The organism is Methylobacter sp. Wu1 (genome assembly GCF_036553575.1).
In the GTDB taxonomy this organism is placed as follows: Bacteria; Pseudomonadota; Gammaproteobacteria; order Methylococcales; family Methylomonadaceae; genus Methylobacter.
In genome coordinates, this window is the sequence record NZ_JAZHOC010000061.1 from 62039 (window position 1) to 78512 (window position 16474).

A 16474-nucleotide genomic window follows, 5' to 3' on the forward strand; every position below is an offset into this window, starting at 1 on the left:
AGCCGAATTGTAATAAAAGGCATACAGCTTTATGGATTTGTCCGATTATGTCCTATAGCGAATGCCGGCAGGAGGTAAAGTCAACTTTTAAATCATAAGAAAATCGTGATTTTAACTGAAACTAAAGGACTGTTGAACTTTAAAAACAACCATGGAATTGAATGCGAAATGGATCCGGATTGGATAGTCCGAAGTAGCCGCGTTTGAGCCTTTGTCATGCCGATGTCGTTAATTCTGCACGCTTCCGGCATGTGCGCTATTATCTGGTCAGATCATCATTCGTTCATTTAGGCAGGACAGCCAGGCGTTATCGATGTCTGATGCGGTCAAATAACAACAAGGTCTGTCTTTGAAAAATAAAGTGTGGAAACGTGGTAGGTAAATTATGAACTGGCAGATTATTTCAGAACACATCGCGGCGGCAACGGGACAGGCTTTTACGGTCGTGTCATCGCAAGTCGTTAGCGGTGGCGACATCAATTCAGCCTATCGGCTGAAAGGGCATGATGAAACCTATTTCGTGAAACTCAACCGCGCTGATCTGGCCGCTATGTTTGAAGCCGAATTCGAAGGGCTCAAGGCGCTGGCATCAACTCAAGCCCTGCGCGTACCTGCGGCCATCACTGCCGGCAGCACGGCAAATCATGCCTTTCTGGTGCTCGAAAACATTGACTTCGGCCCATCGAGCAAAGCGTCCGAGCGTCTGTTGGGGCAGCAGCTTGCGAGCCTGCATGCCGTAAAACAGCCGTATTTCGGCTGGCATCGCGACAATACGATCGGCAGCACGCGGCAGCCCAACGGCCAATATAATGATTGGCTGGGTTTCTGGCGCGAGCAGCGTCTGGGCTTTCAGCTGAAACTGGCGGCATCGAACGGTTACGGCGGACGGCTGCAAGCGAGCGGCGAGCGGCTTCTCGGCGATCTGGATGCTTTATTTGGCGGCTACTCTCCGGAGCCTTCCCTGCTTCATGGCGACCTATGGGCCGGTAATGCGGCCGTGGACAGACAAGGGCTTCCGGTGATTTTCGATCCGGCCTGTTACTACGGCGACCGGGAGGCCGACCTAGCCATGACCGAGCTGTTCGGCGGATTCGGCCGCGATTTCTATGCCGCCTACCAGGAAGCGTGGCCTTTGCATGAAGGCTACAGCGTCAGGAAGACGCTGTACAATCTGTACCACATTCTAAATCATCTGAATCTGTTCGGCGGCGGGTATCTGCGGCAGGCCGAAAGCATGATGGCCATGCTGCAGGCCGAACTGAAATGACCGAGGCCAGCCGCCGGTGCTGTTCCAGGATATGCCGGAAAACCAGCGGATCTTTCTGCTGGGTTATTTCGCCTGGGCGCGGATGCAGCCGATGATGCAGCCGCGATAGCCAGAATCTTAGCGCCGCAGCTCTGAGCATGAGCGGCCAGTGCCGCCTTTCCTGCGGTTCCAGCGGGCGTAGCGTTTCATAGGCCGATAGCAGGGCCATGATTTTTTCAGGATTCACGATGCCGTTATCGCAGCACCAGTCATTGGCCGTGATCGCGATATCGAGCAGCAGCGCGTCGGTGCAGGCGCTGTAGAAATCCAGCAGACCGCTGAGCCGCCCGTCCATGAACAGGACATTGTCCCTGAACAGATCGGCATGGATAACGCCGCGCGGCAGAAGATCCGTGCTGCTTTGCGATTGAATGCGCAATTCGTCGTCAATCAGGGCCCGGTCCGCCGGACATAAGAACGGGCCGGTTTCCGCGGATACGCTCCGGCACCAGTCCAGTCCCCGGCGGTTCTTGATTGGAAACGCATAGTTTTGCGTAGCGCAATGCAGGCGCGCCAGCTGCAGGCCGATCTGACGGCAATGCGCGATCGACGGCGAGGCGACGGCGGCGCCGGCCAGACGATTGAACAGCGCGGCCGGTTTACCGTTCAGGGAATGCAACGGATTGGCTTGCCGATCGGGCAAAGGGCGAGGGCAAGCGATTTCGCTTCTGCCCAGATGCGTCATTAAATCCATGAAGGGCGGCAGATCGTCGGCCGCCAGCGACTCGAACAAGGTCAGGACGAAACGGCCCTGCGTGGTTGTGACAAAATAGTTGGTGTTTTCTATCCCGTCTTTAATCCCCTCAAAACCGGTGACTTTGCCAAGACTGTAAGTGATGAAGAATTGTTCGAGCTGCAGGCGGTTTACAGGCGTATAAACAGACACCGGTTATACTTCTACCATTCCAGGATTTTCCACATATTGATGTTGCTTTCCCTGTTCGCGTCATCACGGCGCACATCCATTACGCCGTCATTATTCTTATCAATGAAATAATAAGGCGGGCCGATATCCGGTATCACTTTGATCATATAAAGTTTGCCGGCCCGGCGATATTCTTGTATGGTCTGCTTGCCTTTGCGGATAATGGTGATATCGGGTTCCATCTCTTCGCCGCTTTGCACGGGCATGGGCGGTTCAGGCGCCTCCGGCACGGCCTCGAGCTGGGGCGGCCGCTCATCAACGGCGAATGCCGGAAAGGCAATAAGGCTAAGTAATAGTAAACGGCGCATGGTCGTGCCTCATCAGGAATAAAAACTGGCGTTATCTTATTACAGTTTGGGGCGGCTTGCTTGATTAAAAACAGGATTGGGCATGAGCAAAATCAATCATCAGCGCACTGATTCGCTATAATGCCGTAAAAAAGGCGGCGCCTTTCGGCAGACGCAGTGGCATAACGTAAGGTTTATTTTAAATCTGTCCGGCTCAGGCAGATAATTTGGGGGATAGTGATGGCTGATAATAACGAAAAACATAAAATAGTGATTGTGGGGGGCGGAGCGGCCGGTCTTGAGCTCGCTACCAGTTTAGGCAATAAATTGGGCAAAAGAGGCCTTGCGGAAGTCATGCTGCTGGATGCTTCATCGACGCATATCTGGAAACCGCTGCTGCACGAGGTCGCCGCCGGCACGCTAGGCGAAACCGAAGAAGTCGAGTATCTGAACCAGGCGCATCGCAATCATTTTCGCTTCCGGCTGGGCCGGATGGAAGGGCTTGACCGCAAGAAGAAGGAAATCTATGTCAGCCCAACCCTGGGCGATAACGGCGAGGAACTGATCCCGCGGCGTACTTTCAGCTACGATACACTGGTCATGTCGGTCGGCAGCGTCAGCAATACGTTCAACATCAAAGGCGTGGCCGAGCACTGCATGTTTCTGGATACGACTTCGCAGGCATACAAGTTCCAGAAACAACTCGTTAAAGCTTATATGAAGAACCATGCCAGCATCAACACCGCCGCCGATAAGCCGCTGTCGATCGCCATCGTCGGCGCCGGGGCTACCGGGGTTGAGCTGTCGGCCCAGCTGCATGAAGTCACCGATCTGCTGGCCGTCTATGGGCTGGATGAATCCAGCAACGTGAAGCTGACCATCATCGAGGCCGCGACCCAGCTGCTGCCGGCCTTGCCAAGCAAACTGGCGACTGCTACACAACAGCAATTGGTCAAGTTGGGCATCGATCTGAAAATGGGCCGCCGCGTGGTCGAGGTAACCAAAGAAGGCATCAAGACGCATGACGGGGAAATGATCGAAGCCGACCTTAAAGTCTGGGCGGCAGGCATTAAAGCGCCGGACTGGGTGAAGCAGCTGGACGGCTTGGAAACCAATCACATCAATCAATTGGTCGTTGATCAAACCCTGAAGACCAGCGATGACGATATTTTCGCGATGGGCGATTGCGCAGCCTGCCCTTGGGACGGTCATGATGAAAATGTCCCGCCCCGCGCTCAGGCAGCCCACCAGCAGGCGTCGGCGTTATACAAAACCATTCTCAACCGGCTGAATGGCCGCGCGCCGGTCCAGTATGTTTATCGCGACTACGGCTCGCTCGTTTCATTGGGCAAATACACCACGGTCGGCAACCTGATGGGCAATTTGATGGGCACGGTCAGCATTGGCGGCTTCATCGCGCGCGTGGTTTACCTTTCATTGTATAAAATGCACCAAGTGGCGATACACGGCTATTTCAGAACGGCGATGCTGACGCTCTCCAATCTGTTCAGACGCAGTGCCCATGCAAAAATAAAAATGCACTAAGCGCCTTATATTTTTAAATTTATCAAAAATTATCATGCTAGAAATTGAATACGAGTTCCGCGAACAGGATTTAATCCATTTTAATGAGCTACGGTTGTCGAAATCCGGGGAGATGCAGAAAAATATCAGAAAGCACCGGCTGATCGTGCCCGCCATCATGACGTTGCTGGCGTTTTTCAATTATGCCTATTATCAGGACAGAATGTCGGCCGGCTATGTGTTGCTTTTTGCCCTTCTTTGGGCGATTTTTGCGCCGAAAATCATGATATGGGACATGCGCCGGCAAATATTGACCAATTACACCGACAAGGAAAAGGTCAATATGTTCGGCACTTACACCTTGACTATCGATCCGGCCAATCCTAAATTCCTGCTGGAGAAATCGCCCAGCGGCAAGCACAAAATGGCCTGGGAGGATCTGGTGCGGGTCGAATACGGCAACCGCTATGTCTACATCTATATCGATTTGAATACGGCCCTGGTGATTCCCGTCGAAACGGTCAAAAAAGGCAACCTGGAACAATTCGCCGAGCAGGCCGAAAAAATGATTGAGCGAGCGGCTTAAATAGCCAAATAAGTCAGGCTGGGCTTTATACCGCTGATCGACGGTATAAAACCGCTGTTCCTTCATTCATATATTTATTCCGCAGCCTGAACCAGAGGTTTGCGGAATTTGTTTTTTATGCGGCTATCCGAGCCGATTTTAACGCTGTACGTCCATGTTGAATTTTAGAAATATATCGTTGCGCCGGGGCGCCCGGGTCTTGTTTGCCAACGCCTCGTTCACTATCCATAAGGGCCAGAAAGTCGGGGTCACAGGCGCCAACGGCGTCGGCAAGTCCAGCCTGTTTGCGCTGCTTCGGAACGAGCTGCACCTGGACGAAGGCGATTTCTCCATGCCGCCGGGCCTGGAAATCGCGCATGTGGCGCAGGAAACGCCTGCCGTCGGCTGCTCGGCCATCGATTACGTCATTGACGGCGACCGCGAATTAAGATGCCTGCAGCAGCAACTGGCCGCCGCCGAGCAGGCCGATGACGGCTTGAAGCAGGCGCAGCTGCACGCGGCGCTGGACACGATCGGCGGCTATTCGGCCCAGGCCCGTGCCTCGCGGCTGATGAGCGGATTGGGCTTCATGCCTGAGCAGGAGCAGAACCCGGTCAGTTCGTTTTCGGGCGGCTGGCGCATGCGGCTCAATCTGGCCCAGGCCCTGATGTGCCGGTCCGACGTCCTGCTGCTTGACGAACCGACCAACCACCTGGACCTGGACGCCGTGATCTGGCTGCAGGACTGGCTGTGCAAATATCCCGGTACGCTGCTGCTGATTTCGCATGACCGCGATTTCCTCGACGCCATCACTGACCATATCGTGCATATCGAGCAGAACAAGGCCGAAATCTATACCGGCAATTATTCGGCTTTTGAGCGAATGCGCGCCGAAAAGCTGGCTCAGCAGCAGGCCGCCTATCTGAAGCAGCAACGGGAAATCGCCCATATGCAAAGCTTCGTCGACCGCTTCAAGGCCAAAGCCACCAAGGCGCGCCAGGCGCAAAGCCGCATCAAGGCCCTGGAAAGAATGGAACTGATCGCGCAGGCGCACGTCGATTCGCCGTTCGATTTCAGCTTTCCGGCGCCCGGCAGAATGCCCAATCCGTTATTGACGCTGGAGAAGGCCGACATCGGCTATGGCCAGAAACGCGTGATCGAACAGGCAAGCCTGTCGATATCGCCGGGCGACCGCATCGGTCTGCTGGGCCCGAACGGCGCCGGAAAATCCAGCCTGATCAAAGTGCTGGCCGGCACCATGTCGCCATTATCGGGAACGCGAAGGGAAGCGGACGCGCTGAAGATAGGCTACTTCGCTCAGCATCAGCTGGAACAATTGCGTCTGGATGAGAGTCCATTATGGCATCTGCAGAAACTGGACAATCAGGCCACCGAGAAGGATTTGCGCAATTTCCTGGGCGGGTTCGATTTTCAGGGCGACAAGGTGCTGGAACCGGTCAAGCCGTTCTCCGGGGGCGAAAAAGCGCGCCTGGTTCTGGCGATGCTGGTTTATCAAAACCCTAATCTATTGCTGCTCGATGAGCCGACCAACCATCTGGACCTGGAAATGCGCCATGCCTTGAGCGTGGCGTTGCAGGATTATGAGGGCGCCATCGTTGTCGTCTCCCATGACCGGCACTTGCTGCGCTCGGTTACCGATCAGTTGCTGCTGGTGGCCGGCGGCAAGGCCCAGCCGTTCGACGGCGATCTGGAGGACTACCGCCTCTGGCTGGCCGAACAGAAAAAAGGCGAGGAAAAGCCAGCGGCCGACGCCGCGCCGATGGTTTCGCGCAAAGATCAGAGAAAACTGGATGCGGAGCGCCGCCAGAAATTCAAGCCGCTGTACGATGCGCTGAAAAAAGCCGAGCAGGCGGTTGAAAAATACCATACAGAACAGCGCCAGCTGGAGCAACAACTGGCCGATCCCGCGATTTATGCCGATTCGGAAAAAGATCGCTTAAAGCAACTGATGGAACGCAAGGTGCAAGTCGACAAAGCCTTGGAGGACGCTGAAGCCGCCTGGATGGAAGCCGAGGAAAAGTTGGAAGAGGCTAAATAAAATTCAACTTCCAGGACAAGAGCCGAATAGCTGGAAGTTGCCGATTCAATAAATAGTGCCGAGGTTTAGCGCATATCGGGAAGGAAGATCATGTTCGAAATCATAAAGCTATTATTTGATATCTGCCTGTTCAAGAAAGGGCCCCAGCATTTGCCGTACTCGCCATCGCTGCTGTACGGCATGATAGGCACCTATGCCGTCGTTAACTTTCTGACGATTCATATCAGCGTAGGCCGGCTTTCTACATTGCTCGTAGTGACGGTCTGCACATTGATCGTTGTTGGATTCAGCTGGGTCATGCTGTACTTCGGGCACAGGCTGGCGCGATTTAATCAAACCACCTGTGCTTTATTGGGCACCGATGCGCTGCTCAGTTTCTTTGCCGTGCCCGGAATTTCCTCAATGGTGACCGGAGGCATGACTTTATTGGCATTTTCAGTCATGATAGTTCTGATGATCTGGCATTGGGTGATTACCGGCCATATTATCCGCAATGCGCTGGATCAGACGTTGATGTTCGGCCTGGGGCTGGCGTTTTTATACCTGTTTTCAATGTATCAGGTAATGGACTTGTTATTTCCCGACGCTACCGTCGTTGAATAGGAGAAATCATGGGAGACTATAAACATATATTGCTGGCGGCCGACTTTTCCGTACACGGGGAGGACGTCGCCAGGAGAGCAAAAGATCTGGCTGACAAATATCAGGCAGAATTGAGTATTGTGCATGTCGTGGACAACTTGCCGCTGACCGACGCGGCGTATGGGCCGGTTATCCCGTTTGATCTGGACTTGACCGAAGAACTGATGGAGGCGGCAAAAGACAGATTGGCCAAATTGGCCGAAAGCCTGGGTATCGCCGAGGACCGCCAATGCATAGCGGTCGGCAGTCCGAAACTGGAAATCATCAGGGTAGCCGAAGAAAAACAAGCGGATCTGATCGTAGTCGGCTCGCACGGCCGGCACGGCCTGGCCTTGTTGCTCGGTTCGACGGCGAACGGCGTATTGCACCATGCGTACTGCGATGTGTTGGCCGTGCGTTTGAAAAACGAGTGAGAGGGTTAACTGGGCGCACAGACTTACAATTAATAAAGCGCTCTTGTATTGTTATTAAGGTAGATATAAATGATTGGACAGATTGAAAGTTATGATTCCGAGGCAAAAACCGGGGTCATAAAAAGCGATGAGGCATTGTTTGAATTTAATGCCGATGACTGGGCAGCGGAAGCGTCGCCGGAGCCAGGCGATGATGTCACTTTTGACGCAAAAGGCAATGCCGCTGTCAACGTGAATCTGGTGGGGGCTTATCTGGCTAAACCCGAGGCCGTCAAATACCGCTATGTGGCGGCTGTGCTGGCGCTGGTTTTAGGCGGCATTGGCGCGCACCGACTTTATTTGGGCTATTACTGGATTGCTCTGGCCCAGTTAGCGCTGACTGTTTTAACGGTCGGTTTCGGTGTGGTCTGGGGATTTATCGAAGCGGTGCTGCTTTTTGGCGGGCAGATGGACAAGGATGCCAAAGGCCGCCCTTTAAAATAGCTTGTCGAAAGCCATAAAAAAGGCCCTGATGAGCCATCATCAGGGCCTTTTAGAATCTGAATGCGATCCTTGTTATTTAGGTTGCACGTTAGCGGCAGTTAAGCCTTTTGGACCAGATTCGATGTCAAAGATGACTGTTTGGCCTGGGGACAGTGTTTTAAAACCTTCTCCCTGAATAACCGAGTGGTGAACGAAAACGTCTTCACTACCCTCTGAAGGTTCAATGAAACCAAAACCTTTTGTGTTATTAAACCACTTTACAGTGCCTGTTGCCATTTTGAAAACTCCTGAAAAAATAACTTACGGTTAACACAGAACTAAAACATTGATAACCGGACAACCTAACAACCTAGGAATCCCTAACTCAACATCTGCCGTCTGATCGCAGGCTATTGTACTGTTATTTTTCGCCGGATGCCATTTATTGAAAGATTTTGTAGAGTCCGTCAAGTACCAGCGCATTAGGGCTGACCATACCGACGACCTGCTGGTTTTCAACGACCGGCGCCCTGACCAGATCGTACTGGGCAAACAGCCTCGAACAATAGCGGATATCCATGTCCGGGGAAACGCTGATGACCGGCTTGGCCATGATTTCATAGACATTGACGCGCTCCGGCGCCCGGTCTTTTGCCAGCACATGGCGCGCGATATCGCCGGACGTGATCATGCCGAATTCATCGTCGTCATGGCGCTTATTGACGATCAGCACGGATGTTCTGAGCGCTTTCATTTTTTTCAGGGCGTCGGCTACGGTCGCAATACCGTCGATGTTGCCGACCTCGGTTTTCATGATATCCCTGACGCGGGTTATTGGAAGCTTGCCTGTCATATTTTATCCTCGATTTCATGGGTTAATTCTTCAACCTGATGCGTGACGCCGATGGCATCCTCGACATCGATCTGGAAAGCGATGCCGGTGCCGGGCCTGCTGTCAAACTGGGCCGCCTGGGCTACGGTTTCGAGAATGTGCCGGCTCAGATGCTCTTCCACCAGCAACAGCAGAACATCGCGTTGTGTCTCAAGCGCCAGGCCGAAAAAGGTCTTGGAGCGTTTGAGGCCTTCGCCGCGGGCGTTATTGACAACGGTTGCCCCTTTGGCGCCGTTTTTACGCGCCGTTTCAAGCACCAGTTCGGTTTTGTCATCATCGACAAGTACGATAATTAATTTGAAATGCATGGTTTACCTCAGGATTTAGGTGAGTTTCTGCTTGCGAGCCAGTGTGCAATTTGCGCATAACCCAGTACAGCAATGATAGGAAACAGGCTGGCAAAGGCGATCAGGCCAAAACCATCCAATAACGGGTTGCGGCCGGGTATGGCCTCGGCCAGTCCCAGTCCCAGCGCCGTAACCAGCGGCACGGTCACCATCGAGGTCGTTACACCGCCGGAGTCATAGGCCAGGCCGACAATCACCTTGGGCGCAAAGCGCGTTTGTATGGCAATGATGACATAACCGGCGATAATAAAAAAAGACAGATCCAGCCCCGTGATAATTCGAAATGTGCCTAAGGCCAGGCCCAAGGCGACCCCCAGGGCCACCGCAATGCGCAGTCCCCAGGCATTAATGGTGCCGCCTGAAATTTCTTCGACTCTGATGGCGACAGCCAGCAGGGCTGGTTCGGCTAACGCGGTGGCGAACCCGATGCTGCCAGCAAAAACGTAAACCCAAAAATAGGTGAGCCAGGATACCGGTTGGCTGGCAGGATTAATGCCCAGGAACTCAGGCGACGTCAGCTGAGATGCCATCAGGCTCCCGAGCGGGAACAATGCCATATCCAGCCCCTCCAGAAAGACAACAATGCCAAGCAGGACATAGAAAAAACCTATCAGCGTTCTTTTGGGATGGGCCAAGGGCCTGCGGATTACCCATAACTGAAAACCGATAATCGTAACTGCGATAGGCAGGATATCCCGACAGGTTTTCAGCAGTTCCGTTACCAGATGGATTGACCATTCAATCATATAACCATCCCGTAAACCATGATGGAAATCATCGGCATCAACACCGCTAAAACGATAAGCCCAAAGCCGTCCGATACAGGGTTGCGGCCTTTGATGGCCGTGGCCAGGCCGATGCCGAGCGCAGTGACCAGCGGCACGGTAATGGTTGATGTGGCAATGGCGCCTGAATCATAGGCGATGCCTACGATCTCGGCCGGTGCAAAAGGCGTCATGACTGCAACGCCGCCAAAACCCAAGAACACAGGGTAATAGACCGGCCAGCCGCGGATAATTCTGAATATGCCGATCAGGATAGCGAAACCGATGGACAGGGCGACGATAACGCGCAGTCCTAATGCATAACTGTCTTTGGCGGCCTCGGTCTGTTCGATCAGTCCGCCTGTGCCGGCTATATTGGCGGCTTTTTGGGCGATGGCTATGAGCGCCGGTTCGGCAATCGCAGCACTGAAGCCCAGACAGAAGGCAAAGGCCAATAGCCAGAACAGGCTGCCTTTGCGGGCAAACGCGTGAGCCATCGACTCGCCCAGCGGGAACAGGCTTTGCTCCAGTCCTTGAACGAACAGGGTGAGGCCCAGCACCACTAAAAACGTGCCGGTGATTAAATCAGCGACATCGGGAATGGGCAGTTGAATAACGAAGACCTGGAAGATGATGACCACAGCAAGGATCGGCACCAGATCCAGAAAACTGCTGAATAGCTGTCTGATAAAAGGGTGGTTCAATAACCGCATGTTTAATCTGAATTTTTCGTCATTGAGTCTTTTTCAGTTAAGCAACAATCCCAGCAAAAATCAAGTCGGGTTTGAGTTGTTGGAATAAACCCTGTTACAAAATTGGCGCTCCTGGCTTGAAAACGGTCGGATTACCCCCCATGTTAGCGGTAACTTAGAAATTATCTTTTAGAGGTACATCAAATGCGCATGGATAAATTAACCAGCAAGTTTCAAATGGCGCTGGCCGATGCCCAAAGTCTGGCTCTGGGAAGAGACCATCAGTTCATCGAGCCGGTGCATGTCATGCTCGCCTTGCTGGATCAGGAAGGCGGCAGCGTCAAGCCCCTATTGGCCCAGATTGGCGTCAATACCAATACGCTGCGGGTCGAGCTGAACAAGGAAATTGATCGCATCCCCACGGTGAGCGGCTCGGGCGGCGATGTCCAGATTTCCAATGAATTGAACCGGTTGCTGAACCTGACCGATAAACTGGCGCAGAAACGCAACGACGCCTATATCTCCAGCGAGCTGTTCGTCTTGGCTGCCCTGGAAGAAAGAAGCCTATTGCAGAACCTGCTGAAAAAAGCCGGCGTGACCAGGGAAGCGGCCGAAAAAGCCGTCGACGCCATGCGTGGCGGCCAGGCGGTCAACGACCCCAATGCCGAGGACCAGCGTCAGGCCCTGAAAAAGTACACGATCGACATCACCGAGCGCGCCGAAGCCGGCAAGCTGGACCCCGTTATCGGCCGCGACGATGAGATCCGCCGCACGATCCAGGTTCTGCAGCGCCGCACCAAGAACAACCCGGTTCTGATCGGCGAGCCCGGCGTCGGCAAGACCGCGATCGTCGAAGGCCTGGCGCAGCGTATCGTCAACGGCGAGGTGCCGGAAGGCATCAAGGGCAAGCGCGTGCTGGCGCTGGACATGGCGGCCCTGATCGCCGGCTCCAAGTTTCGCGGCGAGTTCGAAGAGCGTCTGAAAGCCGTCCTGAACGATCTGGCCAAACAGGAAGGCCAGATTATCCTGTTCATCGATGAGCTGCACACCATGGTCGGCGCCGGCAAGGCGGAAGGCGCCATGGATGCCGGCAATATGCTGAAACCGGCTCTGGCGCGCGGCGAATTGCACTGCGTCGGCGCAACTACGCTTGATGAATACCGCAAATACGTCGAAAAAGACGCGGCCCTGGAGCGCCGTTTCCAGAAAGTGCTGATCGACGAGCCGTCCGTCGAGGACACGATTGCGATTCTGCGTGGACTGAAAGAGAAATACGAAGTCCACCACGGCGTCGATATTACCGATCCTGCCATCGTGGCCGCCGCGAGCCTGTCTTACCGCTACATTTCGGACCGGCAATTGCCTGACAAGGCCATCGATTTGATCGACGAGGCGGCCAGCCGCATCCGCATGGAAATCGATTCCAAGCCGGAAGCCATGGACAAACTGGACCGACGCCTGATCCAGTTGAAAATAGAACGCGAAGCGCTGAAGAAAGAAGCCGATCCGGCCTCCAAAAAACGCCTGGAAATCCTCGAGGAAGACATTGCCGAATTGGAAAAAGAATATTCCGATCTGGAGGAAATCTGGAAAGCCGAAAAGGCTTCGCTTCAAGGTACGGCATCGATCAAGGAAAAGCTGGACCAGTCCCGGATCGAATTGGAAGCAGCCAGCCGAGCCGGCGATCTGGCGCGCATGTCGGAATTGCAGTACGGCATCATTCCGGCGCTGGAAAAACAGCTCAACACGGCCTCGTCGGTTGAGCCCCATAAAATGACTTTGCTGCGCAACAAAGTCACTGAAGAGGAGATCGCCGAAGTCGTGTCGAAATGGACCGGCATTCCGGTCTCCAAGATGATGGAAGGTGAGCGTGAAAAACTGCTGCACATGGAAGAAGCATTAGCCAAACGCGTGGTCGGCCAGGATGAGGCGCTGAGAGCGGTCAGCAATGCCATCCGCAGATCGCGGGCCGGCTTGTCCGATCCGAACCGGCCGAACGGCTCATTCCTGTTCCTGGGACCTACCGGCGTCGGCAAGACCGAGTTGTGCAAGGCGCTGGCCGAATTCCTGTTCGACACGCAGGACGCGCTGGTGCGCATCGACATGTCCGAGTTCATGGAAAAGCATTCGGTCGCGCGTCTGATCGGCGCGCCTCCAGGCTATGTCGGCTATGAAGAAGGCGGCTACCTGACCGAAGCGGTCCGGCGCAAACCCTACTCGGTCATCCTGATGGATGAAATCGAAAAAGCCCATCCGGACGTCTTCAACGTGCTGCTGCAGGTGCTAGACGACGGCCGTCTGACCGATGGCCAAGGCCGGACCGTGGATTTCAAGAACACCGTCGTCGTCATGACCTCGAACCTGGGTTCGGACCGCATTCAGGAACTGGCCGGCGAGGCGCATTACGAAGAGATGAAAGCGGCGGTCATGGAAATCGTCGGCCTGCGCTTCAGGCCCGAGTTTATCAACCGGATCGATGACGCGGTGGTCTTCCATCCATTGGGGCGCGAGCAAATCCGGGCGATCAGCGAAATCCAGATCGAATACCTGCGCAAACGCCTGCAGGACCGCGAAATCGGTTTCGAAATCAGCACGGCCGCGCTCGACAAACTGGGCGAAGCGGGCTTCGATCCGGTTTATGGCGCAAGGCCGCTGAAACGGGCCATCCAGCATCAACTGGAAAACCCGCTGGCCCAGGAAATCCTGGCCGGCAAGTTTGCGGCGGGCGACGTCGTCAAAGTGGACGTGCACAATGGCGAGCTGAGCTTTACGAAAGGCTAAGCGATATCGGGTGGGCGGCACGGCGCTGCCCACCCTGATCATGCTATTTTCTTTCCCTCAGCAAGTCGCGGATCTCAGCCAACAATAGCGCTTCTTTGGTAGGCGCGGGCTCCGGCGCAGTTTCCTGTTTTCTTCTGAAGCGATTGATAAGTTTGACTATCATGAAAACGGCGAAGGCAATAATCGTGAAGTTAACCAAAGTCTGAATGAAATTGCCGTAATTAACCGTTACGGCAGGCGTATCCAGGGTGGCTTCCTTTAACGTTACTGCCAGATTGGTGAAGTCGACGCCGCCGACCAGCATGCCGATCGGAGGCATAATGATGTCGTCGACCAGCGATGAAATGATTTTGCCGAAAGCGGCTCCGATAATAATGCCGATGGCCATGTCGATGGCGTTGCCTTTAACGGCGAATTCTTTAAATTCACGTAATATGCTCATAATTGACTTCCCTCATGGTTATTATTTAGAAGCAAGCTGTCAGACTGTTTTTAAAGGCAGTGAAAGCGTCCAGACTATAAAATGAGCTTGTTCATACAGATTCTTTTGAATCGGCTACCTTGATCCGCCCATCTTAAGGAGAAAGACTATGAATATTAATGATGAGTTCAGACCGCCAGTGCCGCCATTCACGCGTGAGACGGCCATGCAGAAAGTCCGCATGGCTGAGGATGCATGGAACAGCTGCGATCCGCAGCAGGTCGTTCTGGATTATACGATCGACAGTCAGTGGCGTAGTCGCATCGAATTTCCGAAAGGCCGGGAGGAAATCATCCGGCTTCTGACGCGCAAATGGGTGCGTGAACAGGAATTCAGGATAATCAAGGAACTTTGGGCGCATGAAAATAACCGCATCGCGGTGCGTTTCGTTTATGAATGGCACGATTATGTCAACAACTGGTTCCGCTCCTATGGAAACGAAAACTGGGAATTCGATGCGAACGGCCTGGTACAGAAGCAGTTCGCCTGCATCAACGACATGCCCATCGAGGAATCGGAACGCAAATTCCACTGGCTTCCGGGGCGCCGGCCCGATGATTATCCAGGCCTCAGCGAACTCGGTTTGTAACCATTTTCTATTGCGGCGTTTAAGATTTTACTATGTGGATTCAGAAAGAATTTAAACTGAAAGCGCGGCCCCGCGGTTTTCATCTCGTCACCGATGAAGTGCTCAGAGCCATACCGGAACTGGCAAGCATCCGGTGCGGGCTGCTGCATATATTGCTGAAGCATACGTCAGCCTCGCTGACGCTGAATGAAAATGCCGACATGACCGTGCGTCAGGATTTCGAGAGTTTTTTCAATAGAGTAGTGCCGGAAGACGAGCCTTACTATCGGCACAACTACGAAGGCAGCGACGATCTGCCCGCGCATCTGAAAAGCAGCATCCTGGGCTCCACCTTAACCATTCCCATCACCAACGGCAGGCTGAATCTGGGCATCTGGCAAGGCATCTATCTGTGCGAGCATCGGAATCATGGCGGCAGCCGGAGTCTGGTAGTGACGATTCAGGGTGATGATTGATCCGATTGCTGGCTGTTTCTGTAAATCTATAAAAATTCGATATTATTAGGATGCAATTTTTTAACCTGCAATTCGTTGAAATATCAGGATAATCGCCGGAAAGCTTAAGGCATCGAAAGTTACCCCTGCCTGTCCATTATGTATAACATGGATGTTATCTTGTATTATTTAGCAGTCGACAAATTATTGGTTGCAATATATACACTTATCAGGTAAGGCTTGCATGATGGATAAATTGATTCTCGTACTCGTCGCGATATTAGTATCTGCTGGCGCTTGGTTTTTCTGGCATGAGGCACAAACTGAAGGATTCAACATCATCACGTTAGTGACCATCCTTGTTCTCGGAACAGACAACTACCGCCTTAGAAAAACTATTAAGTCTCTTGGCGAAACAACCTCGCGAGACCGTGATCAGTAAAGGCCTGTTAAATATCTACCGAGCCTGTGGACTGGATTGCTAAATGTCATCATGCCGGGTTTCCGCTAAAGCTCCAACCCGGCCTACACAAATCACAGCCGGGGCTGGGATATGAAATATGCCGACCTGAATATCCATTTTTCAGGCTCAAATGATATAAGGACAAAATCATGGCTAGATTGAACCAGTTCGACAGAATTGACCATTTGATGATCGAGGTGGATGATCCTCAGGCTAGTTATGAGGATTTTTACAGGAAGTTTGCATTGCCTCAAGCTTGGCCTTTGATTACCTCCGACAGATATGCAAGCATAGGAATGAATTTCGGCAACGCCAATATTGAACTTATATCGTTCAAAGAGAGATTTGGCATCACAAATACCGAATATTCAGGGCTCAGCGGAGTTTGCCTTACAAGTCAAACCGACAGCGAAAATATACGAGCCGGCTTGAATGATGAAAGCATAGAACTGCTGGATGGCGAGGATACCCAAGGGTATAAGACATTCGTCATTGCCGGCAAGGAAGTTCCAACTGTTTTTGTCTGTTACTACAAATTTAATACAGACGGATGGAAAGCGCGCCTTAGCGAAGAATACAAAAAATCGAATGGCGGGGCTTTTGGCATTGCCAAAATAGAAGAGGTTTGCATTAACAACCCGTTGTTAGAGAAGCATGAGTTTAAATTCGATCAGTCCGACTCGGTAAAATTACGATTCTCCAAAACGCCTGAAGTACGATTGAAATCGACACAAAATGATTTTATAGGCAAATCAATCGTTGTTGGCGAGACATTATTCTCATTCTGCTGATGATTAAGCATATTCTAACTTATGCTGATCAGCGCTGTAGGCTGGGTTGCTAAACCC

20 protein-coding genes are annotated in these 16474 nt (G+C 53.0%); 12 read left to right on the plus strand and 8 right to left on the minus strand.

The annotated features are described in order from the left end of the window. The first annotated feature begins 385 nt into the window (after window positions 1-385). Entirely contained in the window at window positions 386-1267 is an 882-nt protein-coding gene (locus V2P20_RS12575; RefSeq protein ID WP_331818809.1) for a fructosamine kinase family protein, read from the plus strand. Here V2P20_RS12575 and V2P20_RS12580 read toward each other — a convergent pair. Further along, the gene (locus tag V2P20_RS12580; protein ID WP_331818811.1) at window positions 1152-2192 is read right to left on the minus strand and encodes a homoserine kinase; all 1041 of its coding nucleotides are present in this window, start codon (window positions 2190-2192) and stop codon (window positions 1152-1154) included. The two genes, V2P20_RS12575 and V2P20_RS12580, sit on opposite strands and share 116 nt — an antisense overlap. An 11-nt stretch (window positions 2193-2203) precedes the next feature. Next, window positions 2204-2539 (minus strand): DUF2782 domain-containing protein, encoded by a 336-nt coding sequence (locus V2P20_RS12585; protein WP_331818813.1) that lies wholly within the window; start codon window positions 2537-2539, stop codon window positions 2204-2206. A gap of 219 nt (window positions 2540-2758) precedes the next feature. Here V2P20_RS12585 and V2P20_RS12590 point away from each other — a divergent pair, with 219 nt between their 5' ends. The 6 genes from V2P20_RS12590 (at window position 2759) to V2P20_RS12615 (ending at window position 8204) form a co-directional block, all read left to right on the plus strand. Further along, complete coding sequence (locus V2P20_RS12590) at window positions 2759-4063, plus strand: NAD(P)/FAD-dependent oxidoreductase (RefSeq protein ID WP_331818815.1); 1305 nt, start codon at window positions 2759-2761, stop codon at window positions 4061-4063. A 34-nt stretch (window positions 4064-4097) separates the two neighbouring features. Then, complete coding sequence (locus V2P20_RS12595) at window positions 4098-4628, plus strand: YcxB family protein (RefSeq protein WP_331818817.1); 531 nt, start codon at window positions 4098-4100, stop codon at window positions 4626-4628. A gap of 154 nt (window positions 4629-4782) precedes the next feature. Then, window positions 4783-6666, plus strand: a complete 1884-nt coding sequence (locus V2P20_RS12600) for an ATP-binding cassette domain-containing protein (RefSeq protein ID WP_331818819.1) — start codon at window positions 4783-4785, stop codon at window positions 6664-6666. Between the two features lie 90 nt (window positions 6667-6756). After that, window positions 6757-7269 carry a hypothetical protein gene (locus V2P20_RS12605; RefSeq protein ID WP_194969486.1) on the plus strand — a complete coding sequence of 171 codons (513 nt, stop codon included), beginning with the start codon at window positions 6757-6759 and terminating at the stop codon, window positions 7267-7269. 8 nt (window positions 7270-7277) lie between these two features. Beyond that, complete coding sequence (locus V2P20_RS12610; RefSeq protein WP_331818822.1) at window positions 7278-7721, plus strand: universal stress protein; 444 nt, start codon at window positions 7278-7280, stop codon at window positions 7719-7721. Between the two features lie 69 nt (window positions 7722-7790). Then, window positions 7791-8204 (plus strand): TM2 domain-containing protein, encoded by a 414-nt coding sequence (locus V2P20_RS12615; protein WP_331818824.1) that lies wholly within the window; start codon window positions 7791-7793, stop codon window positions 8202-8204. Window positions 8205-8276: 72 nt separating this feature from the next. Here V2P20_RS12615 and V2P20_RS12620 read toward each other — a convergent pair whose 3' ends face one another. The 5 genes from V2P20_RS12620 to V2P20_RS12640 form a co-directional block, all read right to left on the minus strand. Further along, the gene (locus tag V2P20_RS12620; RefSeq protein WP_020159073.1) at window positions 8277-8480 is read right to left on the minus strand and encodes a cold-shock protein; all 204 of its coding nucleotides are present in this window, start codon (window positions 8478-8480) and stop codon (window positions 8277-8279) included. A 145-nt stretch (window positions 8481-8625) separates the two neighbouring features. After that, window positions 8626-9036, minus strand: coding sequence for a CBS domain-containing protein (locus tag V2P20_RS12625; RefSeq protein WP_331818829.1), 411 nt, complete (start codon window positions 9034-9036; stop codon window positions 8626-8628). Continuing rightward, window positions 9033-9383 (minus strand): P-II family nitrogen regulator, encoded by a 351-nt coding sequence (locus tag V2P20_RS12630; protein ID WP_331818831.1) that lies wholly within the window; start codon window positions 9381-9383, stop codon window positions 9033-9035. The genes V2P20_RS12625 and V2P20_RS12630 overlap by 4 nt, the downstream gene beginning before the upstream one ends. Window positions 9384-9391: 8 nt before the next feature. Beyond that, the gene (locus V2P20_RS12635; RefSeq protein ID WP_331818833.1) at window positions 9392-10168 is read right to left on the minus strand and encodes a DUF1538 domain-containing protein; all 777 of its coding nucleotides are present in this window, start codon (window positions 10166-10168) and stop codon (window positions 9392-9394) included. Beyond that, the gene (locus V2P20_RS12640; RefSeq protein WP_331818835.1) at window positions 10165-10899 is read right to left on the minus strand and encodes a DUF1538 domain-containing protein; all 735 of its coding nucleotides are present in this window, start codon (window positions 10897-10899) and stop codon (window positions 10165-10167) included. The genes V2P20_RS12635 and V2P20_RS12640 overlap by 4 nt, the downstream gene beginning before the upstream one ends. A gap of 183 nt (window positions 10900-11082) precedes the next feature. Here V2P20_RS12640 and clpB point away from each other — a divergent pair, with 183 nt between their 5' ends. Continuing rightward, the gene (gene clpB / locus V2P20_RS12645) at window positions 11083-13659 is read left to right on the plus strand and encodes an ATP-dependent chaperone ClpB (RefSeq protein ID WP_331818837.1); all 2577 of its coding nucleotides are present in this window, start codon (window positions 11083-11085) and stop codon (window positions 13657-13659) included. A 43-nt stretch (window positions 13660-13702) separates the two neighbouring features. Here the strand turns inward: clpB and mscL are convergent, their stop codons facing one another. After that, window positions 13703-14101, minus strand: a complete 399-nt coding sequence (mscL, locus tag V2P20_RS12650; RefSeq protein ID WP_331818839.1) for a large-conductance mechanosensitive channel protein MscL — start codon at window positions 14099-14101, stop codon at window positions 13703-13705. A gap of 148 nt (window positions 14102-14249) precedes the next feature. Here mscL and V2P20_RS12655 point away from each other — a divergent pair, with 148 nt between their 5' ends. The 4 genes from V2P20_RS12655 to V2P20_RS12670 all read left to right on the plus strand — a co-directional run bounded on the left by V2P20_RS12655 (window position 14250) and on the right by V2P20_RS12670 (window position 16417). Beyond that, window positions 14250-14729 (plus strand): nuclear transport factor 2 family protein, encoded by a 480-nt coding sequence (locus V2P20_RS12655; protein WP_331818841.1) that lies wholly within the window; start codon window positions 14250-14252, stop codon window positions 14727-14729. Between the two features lie 32 nt (window positions 14730-14761). Further along, window positions 14762-15184: a secondary thiamine-phosphate synthase enzyme YjbQ gene (locus V2P20_RS12660; protein WP_331818843.1), complete on the plus strand. Its 423-nt coding sequence runs from the start codon at window positions 14762-14764 to the stop codon at window positions 15182-15184. A gap of 223 nt (window positions 15185-15407) precedes the next feature. Further along, the gene (locus V2P20_RS12665; RefSeq protein WP_331818845.1) at window positions 15408-15605 is read left to right on the plus strand and encodes a hypothetical protein; all 198 of its coding nucleotides are present in this window, start codon (window positions 15408-15410) and stop codon (window positions 15603-15605) included. Between the two features lie 170 nt (window positions 15606-15775). After that, complete coding sequence (locus tag V2P20_RS12670) at window positions 15776-16417, plus strand: hypothetical protein (protein WP_331818847.1); 642 nt, start codon at window positions 15776-15778, stop codon at window positions 16415-16417. Window positions 16418-16474 lie beyond the last annotated feature (57 nt).